Source organism: Rhizobium sp. AN80A (assembly GCF_030053015.1).
In the GTDB taxonomy this organism is placed as follows: domain Bacteria; phylum Pseudomonadota; class Alphaproteobacteria; order Rhizobiales; family Rhizobiaceae; genus Rhizobium; species Rhizobium metallidurans.
Window position 1 is genome coordinate 3,225,705 of sequence record NZ_JASJPX010000003.1, and the last position, 21,434, is coordinate 3,247,138.

General features: G+C 63.2%; 21 protein-coding genes and 1 pseudogene. 11 read left to right on the forward strand and 11 right to left on the reverse strand.

Translation table 11 applies throughout. The features are described from left to right. Positions 1–158 precede the first annotated feature (158 nt). From P3R82_RS27550 to P3R82_RS27560, 3 genes are all read left to right on the forward strand, one after another. On the forward strand, positions 159–1,076 hold the full coding sequence (locus tag P3R82_RS27550; protein WP_283196063.1) for a DUF4167 domain-containing protein: 918 nt from the start codon (positions 159–161) through the stop codon (positions 1,074–1,076). Between the two features lie 338 nt (positions 1,077–1,414). Then, positions 1,415–3,172: a PAS domain-containing methyl-accepting chemotaxis protein gene (locus P3R82_RS27555; RefSeq protein WP_183901722.1), complete on the forward strand. Its 1,758-nt coding sequence runs from the start codon at positions 1,415–1,417 to the stop codon at positions 3,170–3,172. 458 nt (positions 3,173–3,630) lie between these two features. Further along, complete coding sequence (locus P3R82_RS27560; protein ID WP_283196064.1) at positions 3,631–4,347, forward strand: hypothetical protein; 717 nt, start codon at positions 3,631–3,633, stop codon at positions 4,345–4,347. Positions 4,348–4,439: 92 nt separating this feature from the next. Here P3R82_RS27560 and P3R82_RS27565 read toward each other — a convergent pair whose 3' ends face one another. Beyond that, on the reverse strand, positions 4,440–5,216 hold the full coding sequence (locus tag P3R82_RS27565; protein WP_183901720.1) for a DUF3108 domain-containing protein: 777 nt from the start codon (positions 5,214–5,216) through the stop codon (positions 4,440–4,442). A 257-nt stretch (positions 5,217–5,473) separates the two neighbouring features. Here P3R82_RS27565 and rpmB point away from each other — a divergent pair, with 257 nt between their 5' ends. Further along, positions 5,474–5,773 carry a 50S ribosomal protein L28 gene (rpmB, locus tag P3R82_RS27570; protein WP_026283561.1) on the forward strand — a complete coding sequence of 100 codons (300 nt, stop codon included), beginning with the start codon at positions 5,474–5,476 and terminating at the stop codon, positions 5,771–5,773. A gap of 115 nt (positions 5,774–5,888) precedes the next feature. Continuing rightward, on the forward strand, positions 5,889–6,527 hold the full coding sequence (locus P3R82_RS27575) for a queuosine precursor transporter (RefSeq protein WP_283196065.1): 639 nt from the start codon (positions 5,889–5,891) through the stop codon (positions 6,525–6,527). A gap of 32 nt (positions 6,528–6,559) precedes the next feature. On the opposite strand, the gene P3R82_RS27580 is transcribed toward P3R82_RS27575, so the two are convergent. The 5 genes and pseudogenes from P3R82_RS27580 to P3R82_RS27600 form a co-directional block, all read right to left on the reverse strand. Further along, positions 6,560–7,297 (reverse strand): LssY C-terminal domain-containing protein, encoded by a 738-nt coding sequence (locus P3R82_RS27580; RefSeq protein ID WP_283196066.1) that lies wholly within the window; start codon positions 7,295–7,297, stop codon positions 6,560–6,562. 60 nt (positions 7,298–7,357) lie between these two features. Further along, a complete protein-coding gene (locus P3R82_RS27585; protein ID WP_283196067.1) occupies positions 7,358–8,326 on the reverse strand; it encodes an esterase-like activity of phytase family protein in 969 nt (322 codons plus the stop codon). Positions 8,327–8,377: 51 nt separating this feature from the next. Next, positions 8,378–10,281: pseudogene (cobT, locus tag P3R82_RS27590) on the reverse strand (cobaltochelatase subunit CobT). A gap of 12 nt (positions 10,282–10,293) precedes the next feature. After that, complete coding sequence (gene cobS, locus P3R82_RS27595; protein ID WP_018901558.1) at positions 10,294–11,286, reverse strand: cobaltochelatase subunit CobS; 993 nt, start codon at positions 11,284–11,286, stop codon at positions 10,294–10,296. 309 nt (positions 11,287–11,595) lie between these two features. Continuing rightward, positions 11,596–12,210 (reverse strand): J domain-containing protein, encoded by a 615-nt coding sequence (locus P3R82_RS27600; RefSeq protein WP_183901715.1) that lies wholly within the window; start codon positions 12,208–12,210, stop codon positions 11,596–11,598. A 105-nt stretch (positions 12,211–12,315) separates the two neighbouring features. Between P3R82_RS27600 and P3R82_RS27605 the strand changes: the two genes are divergently transcribed. Further along, the gene (locus tag P3R82_RS27605; protein ID WP_183901714.1) at positions 12,316–12,597 is read left to right on the forward strand and encodes a BolA family protein; all 282 of its coding nucleotides are present in this window, start codon (positions 12,316–12,318) and stop codon (positions 12,595–12,597) included. A 58-nt stretch (positions 12,598–12,655) separates the two neighbouring features. On the opposite strand, the gene P3R82_RS27610 is transcribed toward P3R82_RS27605, so the two are convergent. The 4 genes from P3R82_RS27610 to P3R82_RS27625 form a co-directional block, all read right to left on the reverse strand. Then, positions 12,656–13,138: a DUF2938 domain-containing protein gene (locus tag P3R82_RS27610; protein ID WP_283196068.1), complete on the reverse strand. Its 483-nt coding sequence runs from the start codon at positions 13,136–13,138 to the stop codon at positions 12,656–12,658. A gap of 68 nt (positions 13,139–13,206) precedes the next feature. Next, entirely contained in the window at positions 13,207–14,517 is a 1,311-nt protein-coding gene (locus P3R82_RS27615) for an HlyC/CorC family transporter (protein WP_183901712.1), read from the reverse strand. After that, positions 14,514–15,644, reverse strand: coding sequence for a 3-dehydroquinate synthase (gene aroB / locus P3R82_RS27620; protein WP_283196069.1), 1,131 nt, complete (start codon positions 15,642–15,644; stop codon positions 14,514–14,516). The genes P3R82_RS27615 and aroB overlap by 4 nt, the downstream gene beginning before the upstream one ends. Further along, on the reverse strand, positions 15,644–16,231 hold the full coding sequence (locus P3R82_RS27625) for a shikimate kinase (protein ID WP_183901710.1): 588 nt from the start codon (positions 16,229–16,231) through the stop codon (positions 15,644–15,646). The genes aroB and P3R82_RS27625 overlap by 1 nt, the downstream gene beginning before the upstream one ends. Before the next feature lie 147 nt (positions 16,232–16,378). Between P3R82_RS27625 and P3R82_RS27630 the strand changes: the two genes are divergently transcribed. The 5 genes from P3R82_RS27630 to P3R82_RS27650 all read left to right on the forward strand — a co-directional run bounded on the left by P3R82_RS27630 (position 16,379) and on the right by P3R82_RS27650 (position 20,200). Next, positions 16,379–16,555: a hypothetical protein gene (locus P3R82_RS27630; protein WP_183901709.1), complete on the forward strand. Its 177-nt coding sequence runs from the start codon at positions 16,379–16,381 to the stop codon at positions 16,553–16,555. Positions 16,556–16,559: 4 nt separating this feature from the next. Next, positions 16,560–17,513 (forward strand): site-specific tyrosine recombinase XerD, encoded by a 954-nt coding sequence (gene xerD / locus P3R82_RS27635; protein WP_283196070.1) that lies wholly within the window; start codon positions 16,560–16,562, stop codon positions 17,511–17,513. 62 nt (positions 17,514–17,575) lie between these two features. After that, a complete protein-coding gene (locus P3R82_RS27640; protein ID WP_183901707.1) occupies positions 17,576–18,529 on the forward strand; it encodes an acetyl-CoA carboxylase carboxyltransferase subunit alpha in 954 nt (317 codons plus the stop codon). A 203-nt stretch (positions 18,530–18,732) separates the two neighbouring features. Next, on the forward strand, positions 18,733–19,971 hold the full coding sequence (locus P3R82_RS27645) for a murein L,D-transpeptidase family protein (RefSeq protein WP_283196071.1): 1,239 nt from the start codon (positions 18,733–18,735) through the stop codon (positions 19,969–19,971). A gap of 4 nt (positions 19,972–19,975) precedes the next feature. After that, positions 19,976–20,200: a sulfurtransferase TusA family protein gene (locus tag P3R82_RS27650; RefSeq protein WP_283196072.1), complete on the forward strand. Its 225-nt coding sequence runs from the start codon at positions 19,976–19,978 to the stop codon at positions 20,198–20,200. A gap of 40 nt (positions 20,201–20,240) precedes the next feature. On the opposite strand, the gene P3R82_RS27655 is transcribed toward P3R82_RS27650, so the two are convergent. Beyond that, complete coding sequence (locus P3R82_RS27655) at positions 20,241–21,422, reverse strand: GTP-binding protein (protein WP_283196073.1); 1,182 nt, start codon at positions 21,420–21,422, stop codon at positions 20,241–20,243. Positions 21,423–21,434: the final 12 nt, after the last annotated feature.

A 21,434-nucleotide genomic window follows, 5' to 3' on the forward strand; every position in this document is an offset into this window, starting at 1 on the left:
CGACCCAATGCGTGAATCAGTCAAACTGACTTGAGAACAAGCGGCAGGTTGGCGCAAAGGCGCATTATGCTTGCGGCACGAATACCCTGAGTCGGACGAACGACCACGGTTGACGGTGCCATCACTCCACACAAACAGAGAATTCAGGTGAACGATCGATGAGGCCAGGACAGCAGAACAAACGCGGTCGCGGGCGTACCAACAACAACGGCGGCGGCGGCGGAAATAACAACAACAATAACAACAATTTCAACCGCAAGGGCGGCAATCCGCTGACGCGGACCTACGACAGCTCCGGCCCAGACGTGAAGATCCGCGGCACCGCGCAGCACATCGCCGAAAAGTATTCGCAGCTCGGTCGCGACGCGCAGAGCTCCGGCGACCGTGTCATGGCTGAAAACTACCTGCAGCACGCCGAACACTACTACCGCATCATTGCCGCCGCACAGGCGCAGATGCAGGAGCGCTTCCAGCGCGACGACCGCGGCGAATTCGACCGCGATGGCGCAGAGCGCGATGGCGACGAAATGGATGGCGGCGACAATGACGACGTCGTGGTCGTTCAGCCTCCGCGCCAGCAGCAGGAGCACCAGCAGCGCCGCAACAACGATGAGCAGCCGCGCCGTCAGAACGACGAGCAGCAGGGCCGCCGTTCGGACGAGCGCCGCTTCAACAACGAGCAGCGCCAGCGCCGTGACGAAGAGCAGCCGCGCCGTCAGAGTCAGAACGACGAGCAGCCGCGCAGCGAAGAGCAGCCCCAGCCGCAGCCGCGCGCCGAGGAGCAGCCTCGCAGCGAAGAGCGCCCGGCTCGCCAGCCCCGCCGCCGCGAAGAGCGCCCGGCACCGGTTGCCGCCGCCCAGCCCGAAGTGATCGACGGTACCGGCCCGCAGCCTGATATCGAAGGCATTCCGGCCGAGGTGTCGATGGACGAGGAAAGCGGTGCGGCAACGACCCGACAGCCGCGCCGTCGCGCCGCCACCCCGCGTCCCCGTCGTCCGCGTCGTGGCGAAGGCGAAGCGGCTGGTGAAGGCGATGCCGGCGAAGCGCCAGCCTTGGCAGACGCTGCTTCGGAGTAAGCCGTTACGGCATGAAAGTTGGATATGTTTGAAGAGGGCGCCCTGGTGGCGCCCTTTTTCATTGGCGGGTCGTCGGCGGGTCGGGCAGTCCTTGAAATATAAGAAATACACTATGAGTTTTCACAGGGATGCAACCTTAAATTAGATATTCGTTGTATACTGAACATTAACTCTCGCGGAATGATCATCGGTTGTGAGAGCTTCGGTGATTGCGATCTGAGATAGTTGTTATTTTCCCTCAGGATTTGCCCATACTTCGTCGGAAACGCGCGTTCCCCGATGTCTCTTTCAACAAGACGCAACGCCAGTGGATGGCGTCGCAGGCAAAGGGGACGGGAATGTTCGGTCTGGCATCTGATGCGGGATATATCCTCGGCGCGATTTCAAAATCGCAAGCAATCATCGAGTTCGATCTGAAGGGCAACGTGCTGAAGGCGAACGAGAATTTCTGCAATGCTCTCGGCTATGATCTTTCCGAGATCGTCGGCAAGCACCACGCGATGTTCTGCGAACCGGCGCTGGCCGCATCGCAGGAGTATCGCGACTTCTGGGCCCGGCTCGGCCGTGGCGAATACGATGCGGGGGCCTACAAGCGGCTGGCCAAGGGTGGCCGGGAGATATGGATCCAGGCCTCCTACAATCCGGTCTTCAAGCACGGCAAGCCATTCAAGGTCGTGAAGCTCGCTTCCGACATCACGGATGCGAAGAACAAGGCGGTCGAGGACGCCGGCAAGCTGGACGCGATCTCGCGTTCGCAGGCGGTCATCGAATTCACGCCGACAGGCGAGATCATCACGGCCAACGAAAACTTCTGCAACGGTCTCGGCTACTCGCTGAATGAGATCGTGGGCAAACATCACAGCATGTTCTGCGAGCCGTCCTATGCGCGCACCGAGGACTATGCCAGCTTCTGGCGCCGTCTGGCGGCCGGCGAGTTCATCGCCAACGAGTTCGTCCGTTACGGCAAGGGTGGCAAGGAAATCTGGATTCAGGCGGCCTACAACCCGATCACCGACGCCAATGGCCGGGTCTACAAGGTGGTGAAGTTCGCCACCGACGTGACACAGCGCATGAGCGCCATCAGCCTGCTCGGGCAGGCGCTGCGCGGTCTCTCGGAAGGCGATCTGACGAAGACGGTCGATGCCGCCTTCGTGCCGTCGATGGAGCAGCTGCGACACGATTTCAACGCGACGATCGCCCGGCTCTCGGAGACCATGAAGACCGTCGGCGAGAACGCGCATGCGATCGCGGCCGGCTCCCGCGAGATCGGTGCGACGGCCGATTCCTTCTCCAAGCGCACGGAGCAGCAGGCGGCGTCCGTCGAGGAGACGGCGGCGGCGCTGGAGGAGATCACCACGACGGTCAACGATTCCAGCTACCGCGCCGACGAGGCCGGCAAGCTGGTGTCCCAGACCAAGCAGGGAGCGGAGCAATCCGGCCAGGTGGTGCGCAACGCCGTGGCGGCGATGGGCCAGATCGAGCAGTCGTCCCGGGAGATCACCAACATCATCGGCGTCATCGACGACATCGCGTTCCAGACCAATCTTCTCGCCCTCAACGCCGGTGTCGAGGCGGCGCGCGCGGGCGAGGCGGGCAAGGGCTTCGCCGTCGTGGCGCAGGAGGTGCGCGAGCTGGCGCAGCGCTCGGCAAGTGCCGCAAAGGAGATCAAGTCGCTGATCACCAAGTCCAGCGAGCAGGTTCGCAACGGCGTCGACCTGGTCGGGCAGACGGGCAAGGCGCTGGAGACCATCGTCAGCCAGGTCAACGACATCAACGTCAATGTCGCGGCGATCGTCGAAGGCTCGAGGGAGCAGGCGACGGGGCTGAAGGAGATCAATCAGGCGGTCAACCAGCTCGACCAGTCCACGCAGCAGAACGCGGCGATGGTCGAGGAGAGCACGGCGGCAAGCCACAAGCTGGCGGCGGAAGCCGAGGCGCTTCGCGGGTTGTTGGCGCAGTTCAAGCTGAGCGAGGCCTATGCGGTCCGGCCGCAGTCCAGGGCGGCGCAGAGCTCGCCGGCGCTGCATCTCGTCTCGCGGGTCGCCAGGGCGCACGGAATGGCGGCGCCTGCTGCTGACAGCTGGGAAGAATTCTGATCGTCATACCGGAATGAACGAGACGGCCGGCATCGCTTCCATGCGGTGCCGGCCGTTTCATTTTGATGCGCGATGTAAATGATGAAATACGTATCATCGGTTGCGTAAATCGCAGCTTATATTCCACAACGGGTACAGATCGGCCGCCCCTGTTTCGCCTCATTCCACCGGGCCGTATCATCCTGTTGCAATCCGTCCCATTTGTGTCTGCATATGTCTCCGGTTGTGTCTGCATTTTGCATTAGTCATTCATAATATATTATCCGTTTTCCGAGGCTTGCAAAACCTATGCGCGAAAGACATTGAAATGTTAGAGTTTACGCATATTCTTATTTTCATGTAGAGGCGGGGTGTGTTCCACCCTTGGTTACAGCCCGCCGCTTCGGGAATGCGCGCTTCCCTTCATTGGTTTCGACTGCCTGGGCATAGTGCTCCGGCAGCATCTCGTGGAGGTTGGAATGAACTCTAATGCATCGAAATACGCTGTCCTGGCCCTCAGTTGCGCCGCTTTCCTGGCTCCATTGCCGGCGAGTGCCTTTGATGTCGGCGGCAGCCGTGGTCTCAGCATCGGGACCAGCAACGGGCTCAGCGTCTCGCTCGGCGGCGCCAGCGGCGTGAATGCGACCGTCGGCGGCAGCGGCTCTGTTGCAAGCGCATCGGTCGGCGGCGCCAGCGGCGTCAATGCAAACGTCGGTAGCAATTCAAGCGGTGGTCTGGGCGTTTCGGCGTCGGTCGGCGGTTCCGGTGGTGTCAGCACCAACACATCCGTCGGTGGTGGTTCCGGCGGCGGCCTCGGCGTTAGCAACACCGCCAGCGTCGGCGGATCGCGTGGGCTCAACACGGGCGTCAACGCCAATGTCGGCGGTTCGGGGCTTCTGGGGGCGAAAGCGAAGGTGGCTCTCGGCACCAACACGCTGCTGAACCTCAATCTCGGCCTGCCGGGTACCGATGATCCGCAGAACCCGAACAACCCGACCAACCCGACCAACGGCAACAATGGTACCAACGGCAGCAACGGGCGCAACGGCCTGAACAACAGGCAGCTTCAGGCTTTCAACGACCTTTCGGCCGGCGACCGGGCGAAGATGAAGGTCCGGTGCAAGGACATCCTGGCCGGCGGCGGCTTCGACGGCAGCCTTGTCAAGCTCTGCAAGATGGTCATCGCGATGCGCTAATTGGCGCTGTCGCCATAGATCGTCAGGATCAATATCGAGAACAAGCGTGCGGCATGGCTTGCCGCACCCTTCATTTATGAAGGGCTGCTGCGTCAGCTTGCGCTGTATTTCACCGCGGTGATGGTCACCGGGCCGTACTGGGTCGGGATGCGCACGAAGACAGGCGCCAAGACGTTGGCGGAGTCGGCCTTGGCGAACCAGATCTCCATGCGGCTGCTCTTGCTCAGATATTCGATGTCGCTGCGGCCCTTCTTGTAGCCCGAGCGCGGCACGAAGCGGACGTTGCATACCGTCGCCTTGCCGGAAAAGCCTTGCGTGGAAAAATCCTTCGATCCGCTCGGCGAGAGTACCAGATCCATGCGCATCTCGCCGTCATAGATCGGCAGTTTCTGCGCGCAGACATTGGTGTCGGCCGGGAAGATCAGGCCGGAAATGGGATCGAGCACGGCGCGCATGTCGGATGCGGGCACGTCGACCCAGTTCTTCGGCGGCTGGCGCGGCGGCTTTATCGTCGAGGAGGTGATGTTGCCGTTGGTGTAGCGGACATCATAGGTGCGGGCGCGCTTGCCGCTCTTGTAATAGAGGAGATAGCGGGTCGCCTGCATGCGGTTGCCGCGCAGCTGGCCGTCGACGCTGGTCGTGGCCGAGATGGTCGTGACGAGGTCGGCGAGGCCGGCCGAGCTGATGTCGCCGGAAACGCTATAGGTCTTGTTATCCTCGATACGGGTCATGAAGGCGGCCCGCGCGATGGTGATGATGCCGAGCGCGACCTTGTACTCCGTGCGATGCACGACCTCGGCGGCGCCCGCCGGCACGGCCATCAGGCCCGCCAGGGCGGAGATGAGAATGCGTTTGCTCCAGTGAGCCATGAATTCAACCTTGTTCGGTGCGCTGGTCAGATCACGAGATACCGTCTATACGCCTGTCGCGGCCTTGAGAGAACACAAGCTTTTTGACGGAATTGCGAGGCTTTTCGAGGGAATCGCCGGAAAGACCAAGGTTTGGCTTGACGCGCACGGTCTGTCTGATTATAGAACCGCAACTTTCCAATCATGGCCTGTTGGATTGCAAGTCCGTTTTGCGCGGGCGGGCAGTTATGGCCGAGAAAAACAAGAATAGGTGTCCCATGTCCCGCATGTGCGAATTGACCGGCAAGGCAGTCCTCGTTGGCAACAATGTCAGCCATGCCAACAACAAGACCAAGCGCCGGTTCCTCCCGAACCTGTGCCAGGTTACGCTGATCTCCGACGCGCTCGGCCAGCGTTACCGTCTTCGCGTTTCGGCTGCTGCTCTGCGTACCGTCGAGCATCGCGGTGGTCTCGATGCTTTCCTGATCAAGGCAAGCGAAAACGAACTGTCGATGCGCGCTCGTCTGCTGCGCCGCCAGATCGTCAAGAAGACCGCTGAAACGGCTGTTGCTGCCTAAGCAATAACCGTCGTCTAGCTATACGGCTTCAAAAGGCTTGCACGGATCATCCCGTTCAAGCCTTTTGCTTTGCCGGATCGTCCCTCCAGCTGGTGGCATACCCCAGGATAAAAAAATGCTTCAGACGCGCTATATCATTATCTACGTCGCCCTGATGACGCTGGTCGTCGTCTCGTCGAACTTCCTCGTGCAGTTCCCGCTGAACGTCACGGTCGCCGGCGTCAATCTCGCCGACCTCCTGACCTGGGGTGCATTCACCTATCCGGTCGCCTTCCTGATCACCGATCTCACCAATCGCCAGTTCGGACCGCAAGCGGCGCGCAAGGTGGTGTTCGCCGGCTTCCTCGTCGGCGTTGCTCTGTCCTTCTTCACATCGGTGCCGCGTATCGCGATCGCTTCCGGCACAGCCTATCTCGCCGGCCAGTTGCTCGATATCGCGCTGTTCAACCGGCTGCGTCGGCAGGCCTGGTGGCGCGCGCCGCTGATCGGCTCCCTGTTGGGCTCGATGCTCGATACGGTGATCTTCTTCTCGCTGTCGTTCGCTGCCGTCTTCGTCTTCCTCGGCCCGAACGAGCCGTTCGCGCTCGAGGCCTCGCCTGTTCTCGGCGTCTTCGCCGCCGAGGCACCGCGCTGGATTTCCTGGGCGATCGGCGATTTCTGGGTGAAGCTGCTGGTCGGCCTCGTGATGCTTCTGCCCTACGGTGCGCTGATGAGCGTTCTCAGGCCGATGCAGGGCGCCCGCGCAACCGGCTGAGCCAGCAGACAATCGATGCGAACGGCATCCGCTTACTTGCGGGTGCCGTTCCCTTCGCTGATGACGCCGACCAGCGCCTTGCCGTCGGTGAAATAGGGGTCTCCGCCGCCGTTGCGGCCAGTCCTGGTGGCGCCGATGCCGGGGATTTCGTATGTCGACGACAACTGGCCCGCTTTCATCAGGTCGCCGATCGTCAGATCCCGTTCCGCGTCGACATCCGGGCCGATATGGTGGGTGATCTGCCCGGTGTCGTGGCTGAAGCCGACACCGCGGTCGAAGCTCGCCGAGCCCAGCCAGATCGGCCGGCCGTCCTTCGCCACCTCCTTCGTCATCCAGAAACGGACGTGATTGCGCTCGTCGGCGCTGGTGCCGACCGCCTGCTCGAAGGCGAGATCCTGCTTGCGTCCCTCGAATTTGAGCGGACTGACCGGCGCATCGAGATCGGGCCGGTCGAGGACGACGCTGAGGCCGATCTCGGCCGAGGTCTTGAGCGTGATCTTGTCGGCCGGGTCCCAGCCGGCGGCGGCGAAGGCGCGGATGACCTCTTCCTTCGTCCCCACCAGCCCGACATTGATGGGATCGCCGGGGATATCCTGCTCCGTGGTCGTCACCATCGGGCCGAACTGAGCAATGCGGCCCTCGTCGCGCAGGATCCACATCTCAGGCAGGACGACATAGGCAAGCAGCAGATAGGCGGCGATCAGCAGCAGGAGGCCGCTCGTCGCCTTGCGCGTCCTGGTTCGTCGTCGCGTTGCCGCCCGGTTCTTCATCCCCGTCTCCCCGGCCCGCAATCTACAGCAAGACGGCTGATCGGGCGAGATAGAGGCCGTCTACTCGACCAGCCGGAATTCCAGCATCAGACTGCGCTGCAGGATCGAGTGATTGTCGTCGGAGACCAGGACGACACGGGTGCTTCCATCGGCGGCGGTGAAGGCGTCGATGCCTTCCATATTGTCGATCTGGTAGCCGAAATCCGCCTGCAGCAGGATCTCGCCGTCGATCACGGCGCCGGGCTTGATATCGGCCGACTTGATGCGGCGGATGCGCATCCCCACGCCCGCGGCCATGTTGAAGCGGCGCTCCAGCAATAAAAGGTCGCCATTGGGCAGGAAGGTGCCGTCGGTGGCGTCGAAGTCGCCGTAGTGCGCGAGCGCCAGCGTGCCCTTCAGCGGGCCGTCGAGAATGGCGGCATAGGCATTGCCGTCGTCGTCCAGGCTGCGTTCGGCGACGATCAGCGTCCCGCCCTTCAGCGGGCTCGACGCGGGCGCGACGGCGATCGTCTCGAAGCCGCGATTGGCGCGCAGCACGCTACGGGGGAAGGGGATCGTCTTTCCCTCGATGGCGCGGGAGGTTTCGAAACCGGGATCGGGATAGCTATCGACGCGATGCAGCTGTTCGAAGGAGACCAGCACGCGATCCTTCGCCAGCGCGAGCCCCTCGGCGTCCATGAAGCCCTTGCCCTCGAAGGTCTTGCCGGCGCGGTCGCGCATCGGCGTGATCTCGACATCGGCGAGGCCCGAGAGCTTGCCTGCGGCATCGCGCTCGACGCGGCCGGTCATCCAGTGGCCGGTGTCCAGCACGGCGACGAACCGTGCCGGGTCCTCCTTGAAGCGGATCGACGACATCGAGCCGAACAGGCGATTGGACGAGACCATCTCCAGTCCGCCAAGAAATTCAAAAGGCCCGAACCTGGTTTCGTTCGAGCCGATCTTGAAGTCGGAAATGATGCGGCTGTCGACCTTCGCGCCGTCCGCGGCAAGCGCCGGCGGCATGCCCGCCGCCAGGACGGCGAGGATCATTGCCGCTCGAGCGATCTGCCGACGAACGAGCCGCGAAACGATCATGCGCGATCAGCCGGCGCGGCGGGCGCGTCCGCCGCGCGGTTGCGCCGCCTGATCCTCGAAGAGCGAGGCCAGCTGTTCTGTCATCGCGCCCGCGAGTTCGTCGGCATCGACGATGGTGACGGCGCGGCGATAATAGCGCGTGACGTCGTGGCCGATGCCGATGGCGAGGAGCTCGACCGGAGAGCGGGTCTCGATGCGCTCGATCACCGCGCGCAGGTGGCGCTCCAGATAGTTGCCCGGATTGACCGAGAGCGTCGGATCGTCGACCGGCGCGCCGTCGGAGATCATCATCAGGATCTTGCGCTGCTCGCGCCGCGCGATCAGGCGGTTATGCGCCCACATCAGCGCTTCGCCGTCGATGTTTTCCTTGAGCAGGCCTTCGCGCATCATCAGGCCGAGATTGGTGCGCGAGCGGCGCCATGGGGCGTCGGCGGACTTGTAGATGATATGGCGCAGGTCGTTGAGGCGGCCCGGCGTCTGCGGCTTGCCATTGGCGAGCCACTGTTCGCGGGCCTGTCCGCCCTTCCAGGCCTTGGTGGTGAAGCCGAGAATCTCGACCTTGACGCCGCAGCGCTCCAGCGTGCGGGCGAGAATGTCGGCGCAGGTGGCGGCGACCGTGATCGGGCGGCCGCGCATGGAGCCGGAATTGTCGATCAAAAGCGTCACTGACCGTATCGCGGAACTGCGTGTCGCGCTCCTTCTTGAAGGAGAGCGCCTGGGTGGGGTCGATGATCAGGCGCGTCAGGCGGGCCGGATCGAGATAGCCCTCTTCCAGGTCGAAATCCCAGGAGCGGTTCTGCTGCGCCATCAGGCGGCGCTGCAGGCGGTTGGCGAGGCGGCCGACGGCGCCCTGGAGGTGGGCGAGCTGCTTGTCGAGGAAGGCGCGCAGGCGCTCCAGCTCGGCGGCGTCGCACAGTTCCTCGGCGGTGATCGTCTCGTCGAACTCCTCGGTGAAGACGTGGTAGTCGACCTTCTCGTTGAAATCGTCGAAGGGCGTGTTGGGACGGCGGGTCTCGCCCGGCGTCTCCGAGTCGTCCTCGCCCTCTTCCTGCATGTCGTCGTCGGAGATCTCGGCGCCTTCGGTCTCGCCGTCCTCCATCTGCTCGTCGGCGACCTGGCTGTCCTCGACGGGGGCTGCATCCGAACCGGCATCGTCCTCGACATCGTCGTCGTTCTGGTCTTCGCCGCTCGGCTTGTCTTCCTCGTCCTGCTGGTCGTCGGCGTCGGGATCGCTGTCGTCGTCGCCATACTCCTCGGCCATTTCCATGGCCGTGAGCATGTTGCGGATGACCTTGGAGAAGGCCTGCTGGTCATTGATGACGCCGGTCAGGTTCTCGAGATCCTTGCCGGCCTTGTCCTCGATGAAGGAGCGCCAGAGATCGAGCACCTTGCCGGCGGATTCCGGCGGCTTCTCGCCCGTGAGCTTCTCGCGCACCATCATGGCGACGGCTTCGCCGACGGGTGCGTCTTCCTTGCGTTCGATGCCGGAGAAGTTGGCCTTGGCGTATTTTTCCGAGGTCATCGAGCGCAGATTGCTGGCGACGCCTTCCATGCGCAGCGCGCCGATCGATTCCACGCGCGCCTGCTCGACGGCGTCGAAGATGGCGCGGGCGTCGGAGCCCTGCGGCGCCATGGTCGTGTGCACCTTCTCGTCGTGGCAGGCGAGACGCAGCGCCATCGAGATCGCCGAGACCGCGGGTGACCGCAAGCTCGTGCATCGTCGGACGCTTGGACAGTTCCGGCAGGCGGATGCGCTCGGCGGTCATGCCCGGCCGCTCGTTGGCGAAGGTCACCTCGACCTCGCCGTCGCCGGCGATGGCGCGCACGCTGCCGGTTATCGCCCGGCGCAGCGGCTCCACGTCGACGGGTGCACCGGGCTTTGCTTTCGAATTGTCACCACGCGCTGCCATGATCCGTTAGCCTCAGGCCTCCAGGACGATGTTGGCGGCGCTTTCCTTCAGCTCGACGCCGAAGGCGCGCTGATAGTGCTCGGCAACCAGCGGACGCTCCAGTTCGTCGCACTTGTTGAGGAAGGTGACACGGAAGGCGAAGGCGAGGTCACCGAAGATCTCGGCATTCTCGGCCCAGGTGATGACGGTACGCGGGCTCATGACGGTCGAGAGGTCGCCGTTCATGAACGAAGCGCGGGTGAGATCGGCGACGCGGACCATCTTGGAGACGGTGTCGCGGCCGTTCTTGTCCTTGCCGAAGCTCTTCACCTTGGCGGCGACGATGTTCACTTCGTGCTCGTGCGGCAGATAGTTCAGCGTCGAGATGATCGACCAGCGGTCCATCTGCGCCTGGTTGATCTGCTGCGTGCCGTGATAGAGGCCGGTGGTGTCGCCGAGGCCGATCGTGTTGGCGGTCGCAAACAGGCGGAAGGCCGGGTGCGGGCGGATGACGCGGCTCTGGTCGAGCAGCGTCAGGCGGCCGGACGATTCCAGAACGCGCTGGATGACGAACATGACGTCAGGGCGGCCGGCGTCGTATTCGTCGAAGACGAGCGCGACATTGTGCTGGTAGGCCCAGGGCAGGATGCCGTCCTTGAATTCGGTGACCTGCAGGCCGTCCTTGACGACGATGGCGTCCTTGCCGACGAGATCGATACGGCTGACATGGCTGTCGAGGTTGATGCGCACACAGGGCCAGTTGAGGCGGGCGGCGACCTGCTCGATATGCGAGGACTTGCCGGTGCCGTGATAGCCGGAGATCATCACGCGGCGGTTATGAGCAAAGCCGGCGATGATGGCGAGCGTGGTTTCGCGATCGAAGAGATAGTCGGGATCGAGATCCGGAACATAGGCGCTGCCCTGGCTGTAGGCCGGCACGCGGATGTCAGAATCGATGCCGAAGACCTCCCTGACGGAAACGGTGGTGTCCGGAAGTTCCGAGATATCAAGGTCAATCTTGCTCATCATGTCTCCAAGGCGGGTGGCCGACACCCTGCCATACTGTCTCAGCTCGTTTCGCGATCATGGCGTCGCGGGTATCCCACGCGCTCATGTCTGAACGTCGGCGATGCTTCTCCGGGACTGAAACGAAACCTCGGGGACGACTTGATCGCCGCCTGCGAGCATTCTTGACGATAGTCCCGGACAAGAAACGCCGCGTCCGGAAGTGGCCGAGGCGCCTGTGAGACAAACGCGAAAACGGGTGCCGCGGTTGCCTGCGGCCTCAGCCGATTTGGACCATACCCGATTGAAGACCAAGAGCAAGGACGGGAATTAACAAAAACCGTTCTGCTTCAATAATTGATAGGCCTGGATCACGGCGCGGAAGCGCTCTTCGGAACCACGATCGCCGCCGTTCGCGTCGGGATGGTGCTTCTTCACCAGTTCCTTGTAGCGGCTCTTGATCTCGGCCGATGTGGCGTTGGCCGCCAGATTCATGGTGTCGAAAGCCTTGGCCTCCAGGCTCTTCAGCTTGCGCTGTTCGGGAAAGCGCGGGCCGCTGCTCTTGTTTTCCTTGACGAAGCCGAAGGGGTCGCGAACGCGGGTATAGGCGCCGGAGCGGATATCCGACTGGATCGGGCTATCCTTAGCCGACTTGTTGACGCCGACGGTCCAGGTCGGGCGGTGGCCCGTTATCGCTTCCTTCTGGTAGCGCGCGATCTCGCCGTCCGAGAGGCCGGAGAAATAGTTGTAGCCCTTGTTGTATTCCTTGACGTGCTCGAAGCAGAAAAGAAAGAACTGCCCCTCGGCATTGCGGCCGACAGGCGCGCGATGCGCGCCTTTCTTGTCGCAGCCGTCCCACTGACAGGTCGGAGGGGCCTGTTCGGGTTCCTGCTCGCGTTTGCGGCGGGTGCGGATGCGGTCGAAATATTTGGAATCAAGTCTCATGACGGCGCTAATTATGGGGCTCAGAATAGGTGAGGACAAGAATTGACAAACGGGAATGTTGCTGGCTTGGTGGGAACCTTTTTCGCAAGGCAGCAAGATCGGCTCATGACAGTTCAATCCTCCATCGAAGAAAAGCTCAACGCGGCATTCGCTCCGGAGCGGCTTGATGTCATCAACGAAAGCCACCTGCATGCCGGTCATCACCCCGACATCACGGGGGCTGGCGAGACCCATATGCGGGTCAGGATCGTCTCGGCGTCGTTCGCCGGCATGACACGGCTGGCGCGTCACCGGGCGATCACGGAGCTTCTGAAGCCTGAACTGGACGCGGGGTTGCATGCGCTGGCGGTGGAGCCGGCGGCGCCCGGAGAGCCGGTGCGCTGGTAAGCCGACACCGCGTCATATGGGCGCGGCGCGGCGATTTCGCAAGGATGGCGGGCAGCCTCTAACGGATCAGAAGCGCCGTCGCATAGAGGCCGAAGCCGAATACGGTGTGGGCGACGAGACCGAGGAAGCGGACCTTGGTGGGGTTCGGCGTCTTCGATGCCGCCCAGCCGATACCGAGGCCCGGCTGCAGCAGGAACCAGCCGGCGGCGATGGTGACGATGCCCCAGATCCAGGCGGGCAGGAAGGTCGGCGCGATCAGCCAGTAAGGGCCGGTCAGGATCACCAGCATGATGCCGTAGATGATGCCGACGGCGTAGTGGAAGACCCAGCCGAGCGCGACTTCGTGCTCATAGGGCGCGGCCTTGCCGATATCGTCGTGAAAGACCGTGCCCTTGGCGAAGAGATGCCAGAGCCAGCGGCCGGGCGGTCCCCAGTTGGGCAGACCGGTGCCGGTCAGCTTGCCGAGGATGACGGCCCAGATGTCCATGAGAATGGTGGCGCCGATGCCGATGGCGATCGAGCGCCAGAGAATGTCAAACATATCAAATCCATTAGAATGCTGCCCGCCGGGCTCCTCCCGCAGCGTGCAATGGTTGAGGGGGCGGTCGATCAGGCGGGATTGTTCTGGTTCTCCTCCGCCGGGCGGATGCGCAGTCTGGTGATGCGGTTCTTGTCACGTTTCATGACGATGAAGCGCTTGCCGTAGAAGGTGAAGGCCTGGCGCTCCTCGGGAATGGTCATCGATTCGTGGATGACGAGGCCGGCGATCGTCGTCGCCTCCTCGTCGGGCAGCTGCCAGTCGAGCGCGCGGTTGAGGTCGCGGATCGGCACGTTGCCATCGACCACCACCGAGCCGTCGGCCTCCTGGCGCACGCCCTGTATCTCGATGTCGTGCTCGTCCGAGATGTCGCCGACGATCTCCTCGAGAATATCCTCGAGCGTGACGATGCCCTGCACCTCGCCATATTCGTCGACCACGACGGCGAAATGCTGCTTGCGGCGCAGGAAGGCGTTGAGCTGTGCTTCGAGATTGGTGCTGTCGGGCACGAACCAGGGCTTCTGGGCGATCTTGACGATATCGAGATGCTCCGGCTCGGCATCGCGCTCGGCCAGCGCCCTCAGGAGGTCCTTGGAGTGCACGACGCCGATGATGTTGTCGGTCGAGCCGCGCCAGAGCGGCATGCGGGTGAAGGGGCTGTCGAGAATGGCGCGCACGACCACCTCGGGCGGGTCGTCGGCATTGATGCAGCGCATGGCCAGGCGGTGGATCATGATGTCGGACAGTTCGAGCTCGCCGAGATCGAGCACGCCGCCGAGACGGTCGCGATCGGCCTTCACCACCGAGCCCTCGCGATGCAGGAGATCGACGGCGCCGCGCAGTTCCTCGTGCGCCGTCAGCATCGACACTTCCCGCGAGAGATTGATGCCGAAAAGCGCGAGAATGCGGCGCACGATCCTGTTCACGAAGGACGAGACGGGGCCGACCAAGGCGACGAACAGCTTGACGCCGCCGGCCGTGTTGAGCGCGAAGCGTTCCGGCGCCGAGATCGCCCAGCTCTTCGGCAGCACCTCGGCGAAGATGACCAGGATGACGGTCATCGCCAGTGTCGCCAGCGCCACGCCCGAGCTGCCGAACAGGCCGAGAAACAGGCTGGTGGCGATCGCCGATGCCAGGATGTTGGCGAGGTTGTTGCCGATCAGCAGCGCGCTGATCAGCCGGTCGCGGCGCTCGATCAGTTTGCGCACGATGCCGGCGCGCTCTTCGCCGTTTGCCTCCAGCGTGTGAATGCGGCTGCGCGAGACGGCCGTCAGCGCCGTCTCGGAGCCGGAGAAGAAGGCGGACACGAGGACGAGGGCCACGATGGAAAGAATTTCCGGCCAATATGCGGAAAGAAATGCCAGCGTGCCTTCGAGGGTCATTGCGGGTGTTTTTCCTTGAGGAAGCTCAATACTTCGGATGCCGGCACGTCGTTGGCGACGAAGGACTGGCCGATGCCGCGGGTGAGGATGAAGGTGAGCTGGCCGCCCTTGACCTTCTTGTCCTGGGCAATCGCGTCCATCAGCACTTCGGCGGGTGGCAGCGTGCCCGGGATCTCCGACATGCGGGTCGGAAGGCCGACCTCTCTCAGATGACGCTCGACGCGCTTTGCGTCATCCGGGCTTGCAAGGTTCATGCGGGCCGAGAATTCGTGGGCGAGCACCATGCCGATCGCAACACCCTCGCCATGGACGAGGCGGCTGCTGTCGTAGGCGGTCGCGGCTTCCAGCGCGTGGCCGAAGGTGTGGCCGAGATTGAGCAAGGCGCGCTGGCCGTTTTCGTGCTCATCGGCGACGACGACATCCGATTTCGCCTGGCAGCTTGCGGCAATCGCCTCGATGCGGGCCGCGCCGCCTGAAAAGACGGATTGCCAGTTGGCTTCCAGCCAGGCGAAGAAATCGGGCTTGTCGATCAGTCCGTATTTGGCGACTTCGGCATAGCCGGCGCGGAATTCGCGCTCGGAGAGCGTGTTCAGGACATCGGTATCGGCAAGCACGAGGTCCGCCTGGTGGAAGACGCCGATGAGGTTCTTGCCGTGGCGGCTGTTGATGCCGGTCTTGCCGCCGACGGAGCTGTCGACCTGCGACAGCAGCGATGTCGGGATCTGCACGAAGCGCACCCCACGACGGACAATGCCGGCGACAAAGCCGGAGAGGTCGCCGATGACGCCGCCGCCGAGCGCGATCACGCAGTCGTTGCGCTCGATGCGGGCTTCCAGGACCTTGTCGCAGGCGGTCATCAGATGCTCGAAGCTCTTGGTCTTCTCGCCGGCCGGCAAGACCAGCGCCGACGACGCGATGCCGGAGGCCGTCAGGCTCTCGACGAGCGCGTTGAGATAGAGCGGGCCGACGTTCTCGTCGGTGATGATGGCGGCCTTGCGGCCCTTGAGACGGGCGGCGATCTCGGTGCCGGCGCGCGCGATCAGGCCGGGGCCGATCAGGATGTCATAGGCGCGGTCGCCAAGCGGCACATGAACCTTGCGGTCGGTGGAGGCGGCAATCGCGTTCATCAGGCTGCACTTTCGGTTCTGCTGTCGATCACGGCTCTCAGCACTTCCTCGGCCATCACTTCCTTGCGCACATCGCGCGAGATGACGGTGAGGTCTGCCTGCTCGTAGATCGGGTATCTTGCGTTCATCAGGTTTTCGAGCGTCTGCCTGGGATTTTCGGTCTTCAGCAGCGGGCGGGTGTCGCGCTTGTTGACACGCTCCCAGAGCACGTCGAGATCGGCCTTCAGCCAGACCGAGACGCCGCCCCTCTTGATATGCTTGCGGGTGCGGTCGTTGATGAAGGCGCCGCCGCCTGTCGAGACGAGGCGCGGCCCGCCCTTCAGCAGCCGCTTCATCACCCGTCCCTCGAGCGCGCGGAACTCGTCCTCGCCATAGGCGGCGAAAAGCTCGCTGATCGACATGCGCGATACGCGCTCGATTTCCGCATCGCTGTCGATAAAGGGGATGCCCAGCTGCGTGGCGACGATGCGGCCCACCGACGACTTGCCGGCTCCCATCAGACCGACGAGGATCAGATTGCGCGAACCGAGCGCAGCACGAGCTCTGTCCCTCAGGCTATCGGCAACGATCAGAACTGGGTCGTTCATTGGTCCATTCACACTTTGTTTGCGAACGGTATCAACAAATGCAGGTGTAGCGTCAAGTCGGAGGTAAAGGGAATCATGGTTCAAATGCTCCTTCTTGCACTTGCAAACGCGCTTCTTCATAAAGAAGCAAAGTTATGGAGTTGTTGAATGCCGAGTCTGTTCCGATTTCTCGCCATATTGGCGGTCATCGCCGGAGCGATATACGGAACGATGTGGGCGCTTGTGACTTTCGTCCAGCCGAAGGAGCGCGACGTGACGATCCGCATTCCTTCCGAGCGGATCAACCCGCCCGCCACCGGCGCGATCAGCCCGGCGAAGAAGTGATGCGATGAGGGATCTCAGCCGCGTTCACGTCGAGTCCTTTCTCGAGATGATGAGCGCCGAGCGCGGTGCCGCGGCCAACACGCTTTCCTCCTACGAACGCGATCTCGACGATCTGCATTCCTTCCTGAACGGCAAGGGCGTGCGGCTGACGGAGGCGGCGTCCGCTGATCTGTCGGCCTATCTGGCGTCGCTTGCCGCGCAGGGATTCAAGCCGTCGTCGCAGGCCAGGCGGCTGGCGGCGATGCGGCAGTTCTACAAGTTTCTCTATGCCGAGGGGATGCGCACCGACGATCCGACCGGCATCCTCGACGCGCCGAAAAAGGGGCGGGCGCTGCCGAAGACCATGGGTGTCGACGAGGTCGGCAGGCTCCTGGAAAAGGCCGAGGAGGAAGCGCAGGACGAGGCGCCCGGGCAATTGCAGCGGCTGCGCATGCTGGCGCTCTTGGAGCTCCTCTATGCCACCGGCATGCGGGTCAGCGAGCTGGTGTCGCTTCCGGCCCGCGTGCTCGACCAGGAAGGCCGCTTCCTGATCATTCGCGGCAAGGGCAACAAGGAGCGGCTGGTGCCGCTGTCGCAATCGGCGATCGCCGCGCTGAAGCTCTACGGGCGGATGCTGGCGGCCGAGGCGGCAAAAGCCGAAAATCCACAGGAAAGCCCCTGGCTGTTTCCGGTGGCCTCGAAGGAGGGGTATCTCGCCCGGCAGGTCTTCGCGCGCGACCTCAAGAACCTGGCGATCCGGGCGGGGCTCACCCCATCGATGATCTCTCCGCACGTGATGCGGCACGCCTTTGCCAGCCATCTGCTGGCCAACGGCGCCGATCTGCGCGTGGTGCAGGAACTGCTCGGCCATTCGGACATTTCCACCACGCAAATCTACACGCATGTACTGGAAGAAAGGCTCCAGCAACTGGTCCAAACGCATCACCCCCTTGCCAAACAGGCGAAAAAGCAGGATTAGGACCGGCGACAAGGGCAGCCAGAAGACAAATGCCCCGGGCACAAGGAACGGAAACGCACCTCATGCACAATTATCTCGACTTCGAAAAGCCGATCTCCGATCTCGAAGGCAAGATCATCGAACTGAAGAAGATTGCCTCGGAAGACGAGAGCATCGACACATCCGATGAAATCGGCAGGCTCGAAGTTCGTGTTCGCGAAGCGACGGTCGAAATCTATTCGAAGCTCAACGCCTGGCAGAAGACCCAGGTCGCGCGTCATCCGCAGCGGCCGCACTTCGTCGACTACGCCAAGACGCTGTTCCAGGAATTCACGCCGCTGGCCGGCGACCGCAAGTTTTCCGAGGATGCGGCGATCCAGGCCGGTCTGGCACGCTTCCGCGGCCAGCCGGTTGCCGTCATCGGCCAGGAAAAGGGCAACGACACGAAGAGCCGCCTGAAGCACAATTTCGGCAGCGCGCGCCCCGAGGGTTACCGCAAGGCGATCCGCGTGCTCGAGATGGCCGATCGCTTCGGCCTGCCCGTGATCACGCTGGTCGACACGGCCGGCGCCTATCCCGGCGTCGGCGCCGAAGAGCGCGGCCAGGCGGAAGCCATCGCCCGCTCGACGGAAATGTGCCTCGGCCTCAAGGTTCCGATCATCTCCGTCGTCATCGGCGAAGGCGGCTCGGGCGGCGCGATCGCGATCGCCACCGGCAACCGGGTCTACATGCTCGAGCACGCGATCTACAGCGTGATCTCGCCCGAGGGCGCGGCCTCGATCCTGTGGCGCGATTCGGCGCGCGCCAAGGAAGCGGCGACCAACATGAAGATCACCTCGGATGACCTGAAGGCGCTTGGCATCATCGACGGCATCATCGGCGAGCCGCTCGGCGGCGCGCATCGCGACCCCGACAGCGTGATCGCCTCCACCGGAGACGTCATCGCCAATGCGCTCGGCGAGCTGGCCAACCGCTCCGGCGAGCAGATCCGCAACGATCGCCGCCAGAAGTTCCTGAACATGGGCCGCAACCTCTAACAGAGGCTGCGGGGCAGGCAGGGCGGCCGCGGATTGCGGCCAAACCTTGGCCACATTGGTGTTATCAATAGCTTTCGTGCTTGCGAGGGCCGTGGGCGCGCGGCCTGGTCATTAAGGTTTTGTAAACCAGATCGGGCCAATGCTTCGCGTGACCCTGGACGGTTCACCGGATCGGGCTGCATCTCGTAATTGGGCTAGCTGAAATGCGCTTTCGTCATTTTGCCTATGTTTCGCTGATGGCGCTGGCCCTGGCCGGCTGCAACGACGCGTTGGAAACCACGCAGATCGACCTCTCGCAAGTCAAGAACAAGGTCGAACAGCCGCTTCCGCCACGTATCCTCACCGAAATGGCCGCCAAGAGCATGGATCGCAATTCGCCGATCCTGATCCGCATCTTCAAGGAAGAGGGCCAGCTCGAGATCTGGAAAGCGAAGACGGACAACCGTTACGACAAGATCGCCGGCTACAAGATCTGCGCCTGGTCTGGCCGTCTCGGTCCCAAGGTGAAACAGGGCGACAGGCAGGCGCCGGAAGGTTTCTACAACCTGACCAAGGCCAACCTGAACCCGAACTCCAAGTATTATCTCGCGATCAACACCGGCTTCCCGAACAAGTACGATGCCGTCAACGGTCGTACCGGGACCGATCTGATGATCCACGGCGCGTGCTCCTCCTCCGGCTGCTATTCGATGACGGACGAGCAGGTGCTCGAGATCTACGCCTTCGCGCGCGACGCCTTCCAGGGCGGCCAGACCGGCGTGCAGCTGCAGGCCTTCCCGTTCCGGATGACGGCCGAGAACATGTTCAAGCACCGGACGAGCGAGAACATCGACTTCTGGAAGATGCTGAAGGTCGGCTACGACAATTTCGAAGTCACCAAGCGGCCGCCCGAGGTCAATGTCTGCGAGAAGAAATACGTCTTCAACCAGCAGTCGGCGGGTGCGTTCAATCCCGGCGGCAAGTGCCCCGAGATGTCGGCGCCGCCGGCGCTGACGGCAGCGCTTGCCTCCTACGACAAGACCTATGACATCGCCTACGCCAAGGCGTCGAAGCAATTCGACGGCATGGCGTGGTACGATCCGTCGGAAGCCGAGCGCAAGGCCGTCGTCGCCAAGAGCCGCAAGGGCCGCGAGCTCGCCTACGCGCCGACGGGGACCTCGCTCGAAGCCGGCCGGATGATGAAGGTCGCCGATCTCGAAGGCATGACGGCCGCGAAGACGGCGACGACCGTCGCCGCCAACACGGCCGCCGGCTCGGCGCCCGCGGATGCATCCGCCACCGTGAAGACGGCCGATGCCGCGATCGTCAATCCGGCGTCCGTGCCGGTGCCGACGCCGAGCCCGATAAGCCCTGCCGCGACGGCCCTGGCGCCCGTCGAGCAGCCTCAATCGGTCGAGCTCGCCGCCAAGAAGCCGTTCTGGAAGTTCTGGGACAGGAACTGACGGCGTGAGCGCCATGTCCTACGATCTGCGCGGGCTGAAATGCCCGCTGCCCGTCATCAAGACACGAAAGAAGATGTCGTCGCTGCCATCGGGCGCGACGATCCGTGTCGAAACCACCGATCCTCTCGCCGGGATCGATATTCCGCATTTCTGCAACGAGGATGGTCACGAGCTGATCGAGACCGAACGGACCGAGACCGGTCACCGCTTCCTGATCCGCAAACGATAGCAATCCACTGCCTGCTCTCACGAAGCCCATTCCCGGAGTGCTAGAAACGCATTCCAGGGATTGCCAACGGGTTGTCGTTCAGGGCCGCGCGGTCGGCGGTGTCGATGCGCGGCTTGCCCAGGAAGGCATCGAAGAGGTCCTTGACGAAGGCTTCCGGCAGGTCCCTGGTGATCAGCACCATGCGGGTGCGCCGGTCCGCGGGATCGGGCCAGTCGGGAAGGCGGATCGGCGGGTGGAATATGCTCTGCACGCCATGCAGCACCAGCGGCCGGTCGGGACGATCCGACATCGCGACGATCGCCTTCATCCGCAACAGCTTTTCGCCATGCGCCGAGCGCAGGAGATCGATGAACATGTCGAGCGCCATCGGGTCGATCGGCTTGTCCTCGACGATCGAGAAGGAGCGGATCGAGGCGTCGTGACGGTTCACGTCGTGCGCGTGCTGATGGTCGTGGTGATGATGGTCATGATCATCGTGCTGGTGATGCCCATGATCATGGTGACCGTGGCCGTCATGTCCGTGATGATGATGCTCGTGATCGTGGGCATCCTCGTCGCGCAGCCAGCGGCCGACGTCGGCGCTCTTGGTGGCGGGGTCGTAGAGGCCGTTGACGAGGGTGGCGGCGGTGCCGGTCGCTGCATCGTCGGCATCGGCAAGGGCGGCGCGCGGGTTGAGCGCGCGCAGGCGGGCCTCCAGTGTCCGCAGCAGGGCGGGGGAGGAGAGCGTCTTCTTGGACAGGATCAGGCGATCGGCGACGGCTACCTGCCTGACGGCTTCCGCGTGGTTGTCGAGCGTCCGCAACCCGTTGACGACATCGACGACGGTGACGACGCCATCGAGCGAAAAGCTCTCGGCGATGACAGGGTTGCCCATGATCGCCTGCATGACCGGCGCCGGGTCGGCAAGGCCCGTCGTCTCGACGACGACGCGCTTCACCGGCTTGACGCGGCCGGTCTGGATGGCATCCATCAGGTTGGCGAGCGTATCCACCAGTTCGCCGCGCACGGTGCAGCACAGGCAGCCGTCCGACAGTTCGATGATGGCGTCGCCGGAGCTTTCGACCAGCAGATGATCGATGCCGACATCGCCGAATTCGTTGATGATCACGGCGGCGTCCTTCATGGCCGGATCCTTGAGGATGCGGTTCAGGAGGGTCGATTTGCCCGCGCCGAGAAAGCCGGTGAGAATGGTGACCGGGATGCGATCGGCAACTGCGCTCATATCAAAATGCCC

Bases quoted from the DNA above. Each gene is read 5' to 3' on its own strand.
- P3R82_RS27580 (WP_283196066.1), bottom strand. From the start codon at position 7,297: ATGAAGAACCGGGCGGCAACGCGACGACGAACCAGGACGCGCAAGGCG.
- P3R82_RS27560 (WP_283196064.1), top strand. From the start codon at position 3,631: ATGAACTCTAATGCATCGAAATACGCTGTCCTGGCCCTCAGTTGCGCC.
- P3R82_RS27640 (WP_183901707.1), top strand. From the start codon at position 17,576: ATGCACAATTATCTCGACTTCGAAAAGCCGATCTCCGATCTCGAAGGC.
- cobS (WP_018901558.1), bottom strand. From the start codon at position 11,286: ATGAGCAAGATTGACCTTGATATCTCGGAACTTCCGGACACCACCGTT.
- P3R82_RS27600 (WP_183901715.1), bottom strand. From the start codon at position 12,210: ATGAGACTTGATTCCAAATATTTCGACCGCATCCGCACCCGCCGCAAA.
- P3R82_RS27630 (WP_183901709.1), top strand. From the start codon at position 16,379: ATGCCGAGTCTGTTCCGATTTCTCGCCATATTGGCGGTCATCGCCGGA.
- P3R82_RS27555 (WP_183901722.1), top strand. From the start codon at position 1,415: ATGTTCGGTCTGGCATCTGATGCGGGATATATCCTCGGCGCGATTTCA.
- P3R82_RS27585 (WP_283196067.1), bottom strand. From the start codon at position 8,326: ATGATCCTCGCCGTCCTGGCGGCGGGCATGCCGCCGGCGCTTGCCGCG.
- P3R82_RS27605 (WP_183901714.1), top strand. From the start codon at position 12,316: ATGACAGTTCAATCCTCCATCGAAGAAAAGCTCAACGCGGCATTCGCT.
- P3R82_RS27550 (WP_283196063.1), top strand. From the start codon at position 159: ATGAGGCCAGGACAGCAGAACAAACGCGGTCGCGGGCGTACCAACAAC.
- P3R82_RS27565 (WP_183901720.1), bottom strand. From the start codon at position 5,216: ATGGCTCACTGGAGCAAACGCATTCTCATCTCCGCCCTGGCGGGCCTG.
- xerD (WP_283196070.1), top strand. From the start codon at position 16,560: ATGAGGGATCTCAGCCGCGTTCACGTCGAGTCCTTTCTCGAGATGATG.
- aroB (WP_283196069.1), bottom strand. From the start codon at position 15,644: ATGAACGCGATTGCCGCCTCCACCGACCGCAAGGTTCATGTGCCGCTT.
- P3R82_RS27575 (WP_283196065.1), top strand. From the start codon at position 5,889: ATGCTTCAGACGCGCTATATCATTATCTACGTCGCCCTGATGACGCTG.
- P3R82_RS27625 (WP_183901710.1), bottom strand. From the start codon at position 16,231: ATGAACGACCCAGTTCTGATCGTTGCCGATAGCCTGAGGGACAGAGCT.
- P3R82_RS27655 (WP_283196073.1), bottom strand. From the start codon at position 21,422: ATGAGCGCAGTTGCCGATCGCATCCCGGTCACCATTCTCACCGGCTTT.
- P3R82_RS27615 (WP_183901712.1), bottom strand. From the start codon at position 14,517: ATGACCCTCGAAGGCACGCTGGCATTTCTTTCCGCATATTGGCCGGAA.
- P3R82_RS27610 (WP_283196068.1), bottom strand. From the start codon at position 13,138: ATGTTTGACATTCTCTGGCGCTCGATCGCCATCGGCATCGGCGCCACC.
- rpmB (WP_026283561.1), top strand. From the start codon at position 5,474: ATGTCCCGCATGTGCGAATTGACCGGCAAGGCAGTCCTCGTTGGCAAC.
- P3R82_RS27645 (WP_283196071.1), top strand. From the start codon at position 18,733: ATGCGCTTTCGTCATTTTGCCTATGTTTCGCTGATGGCGCTGGCCCTG.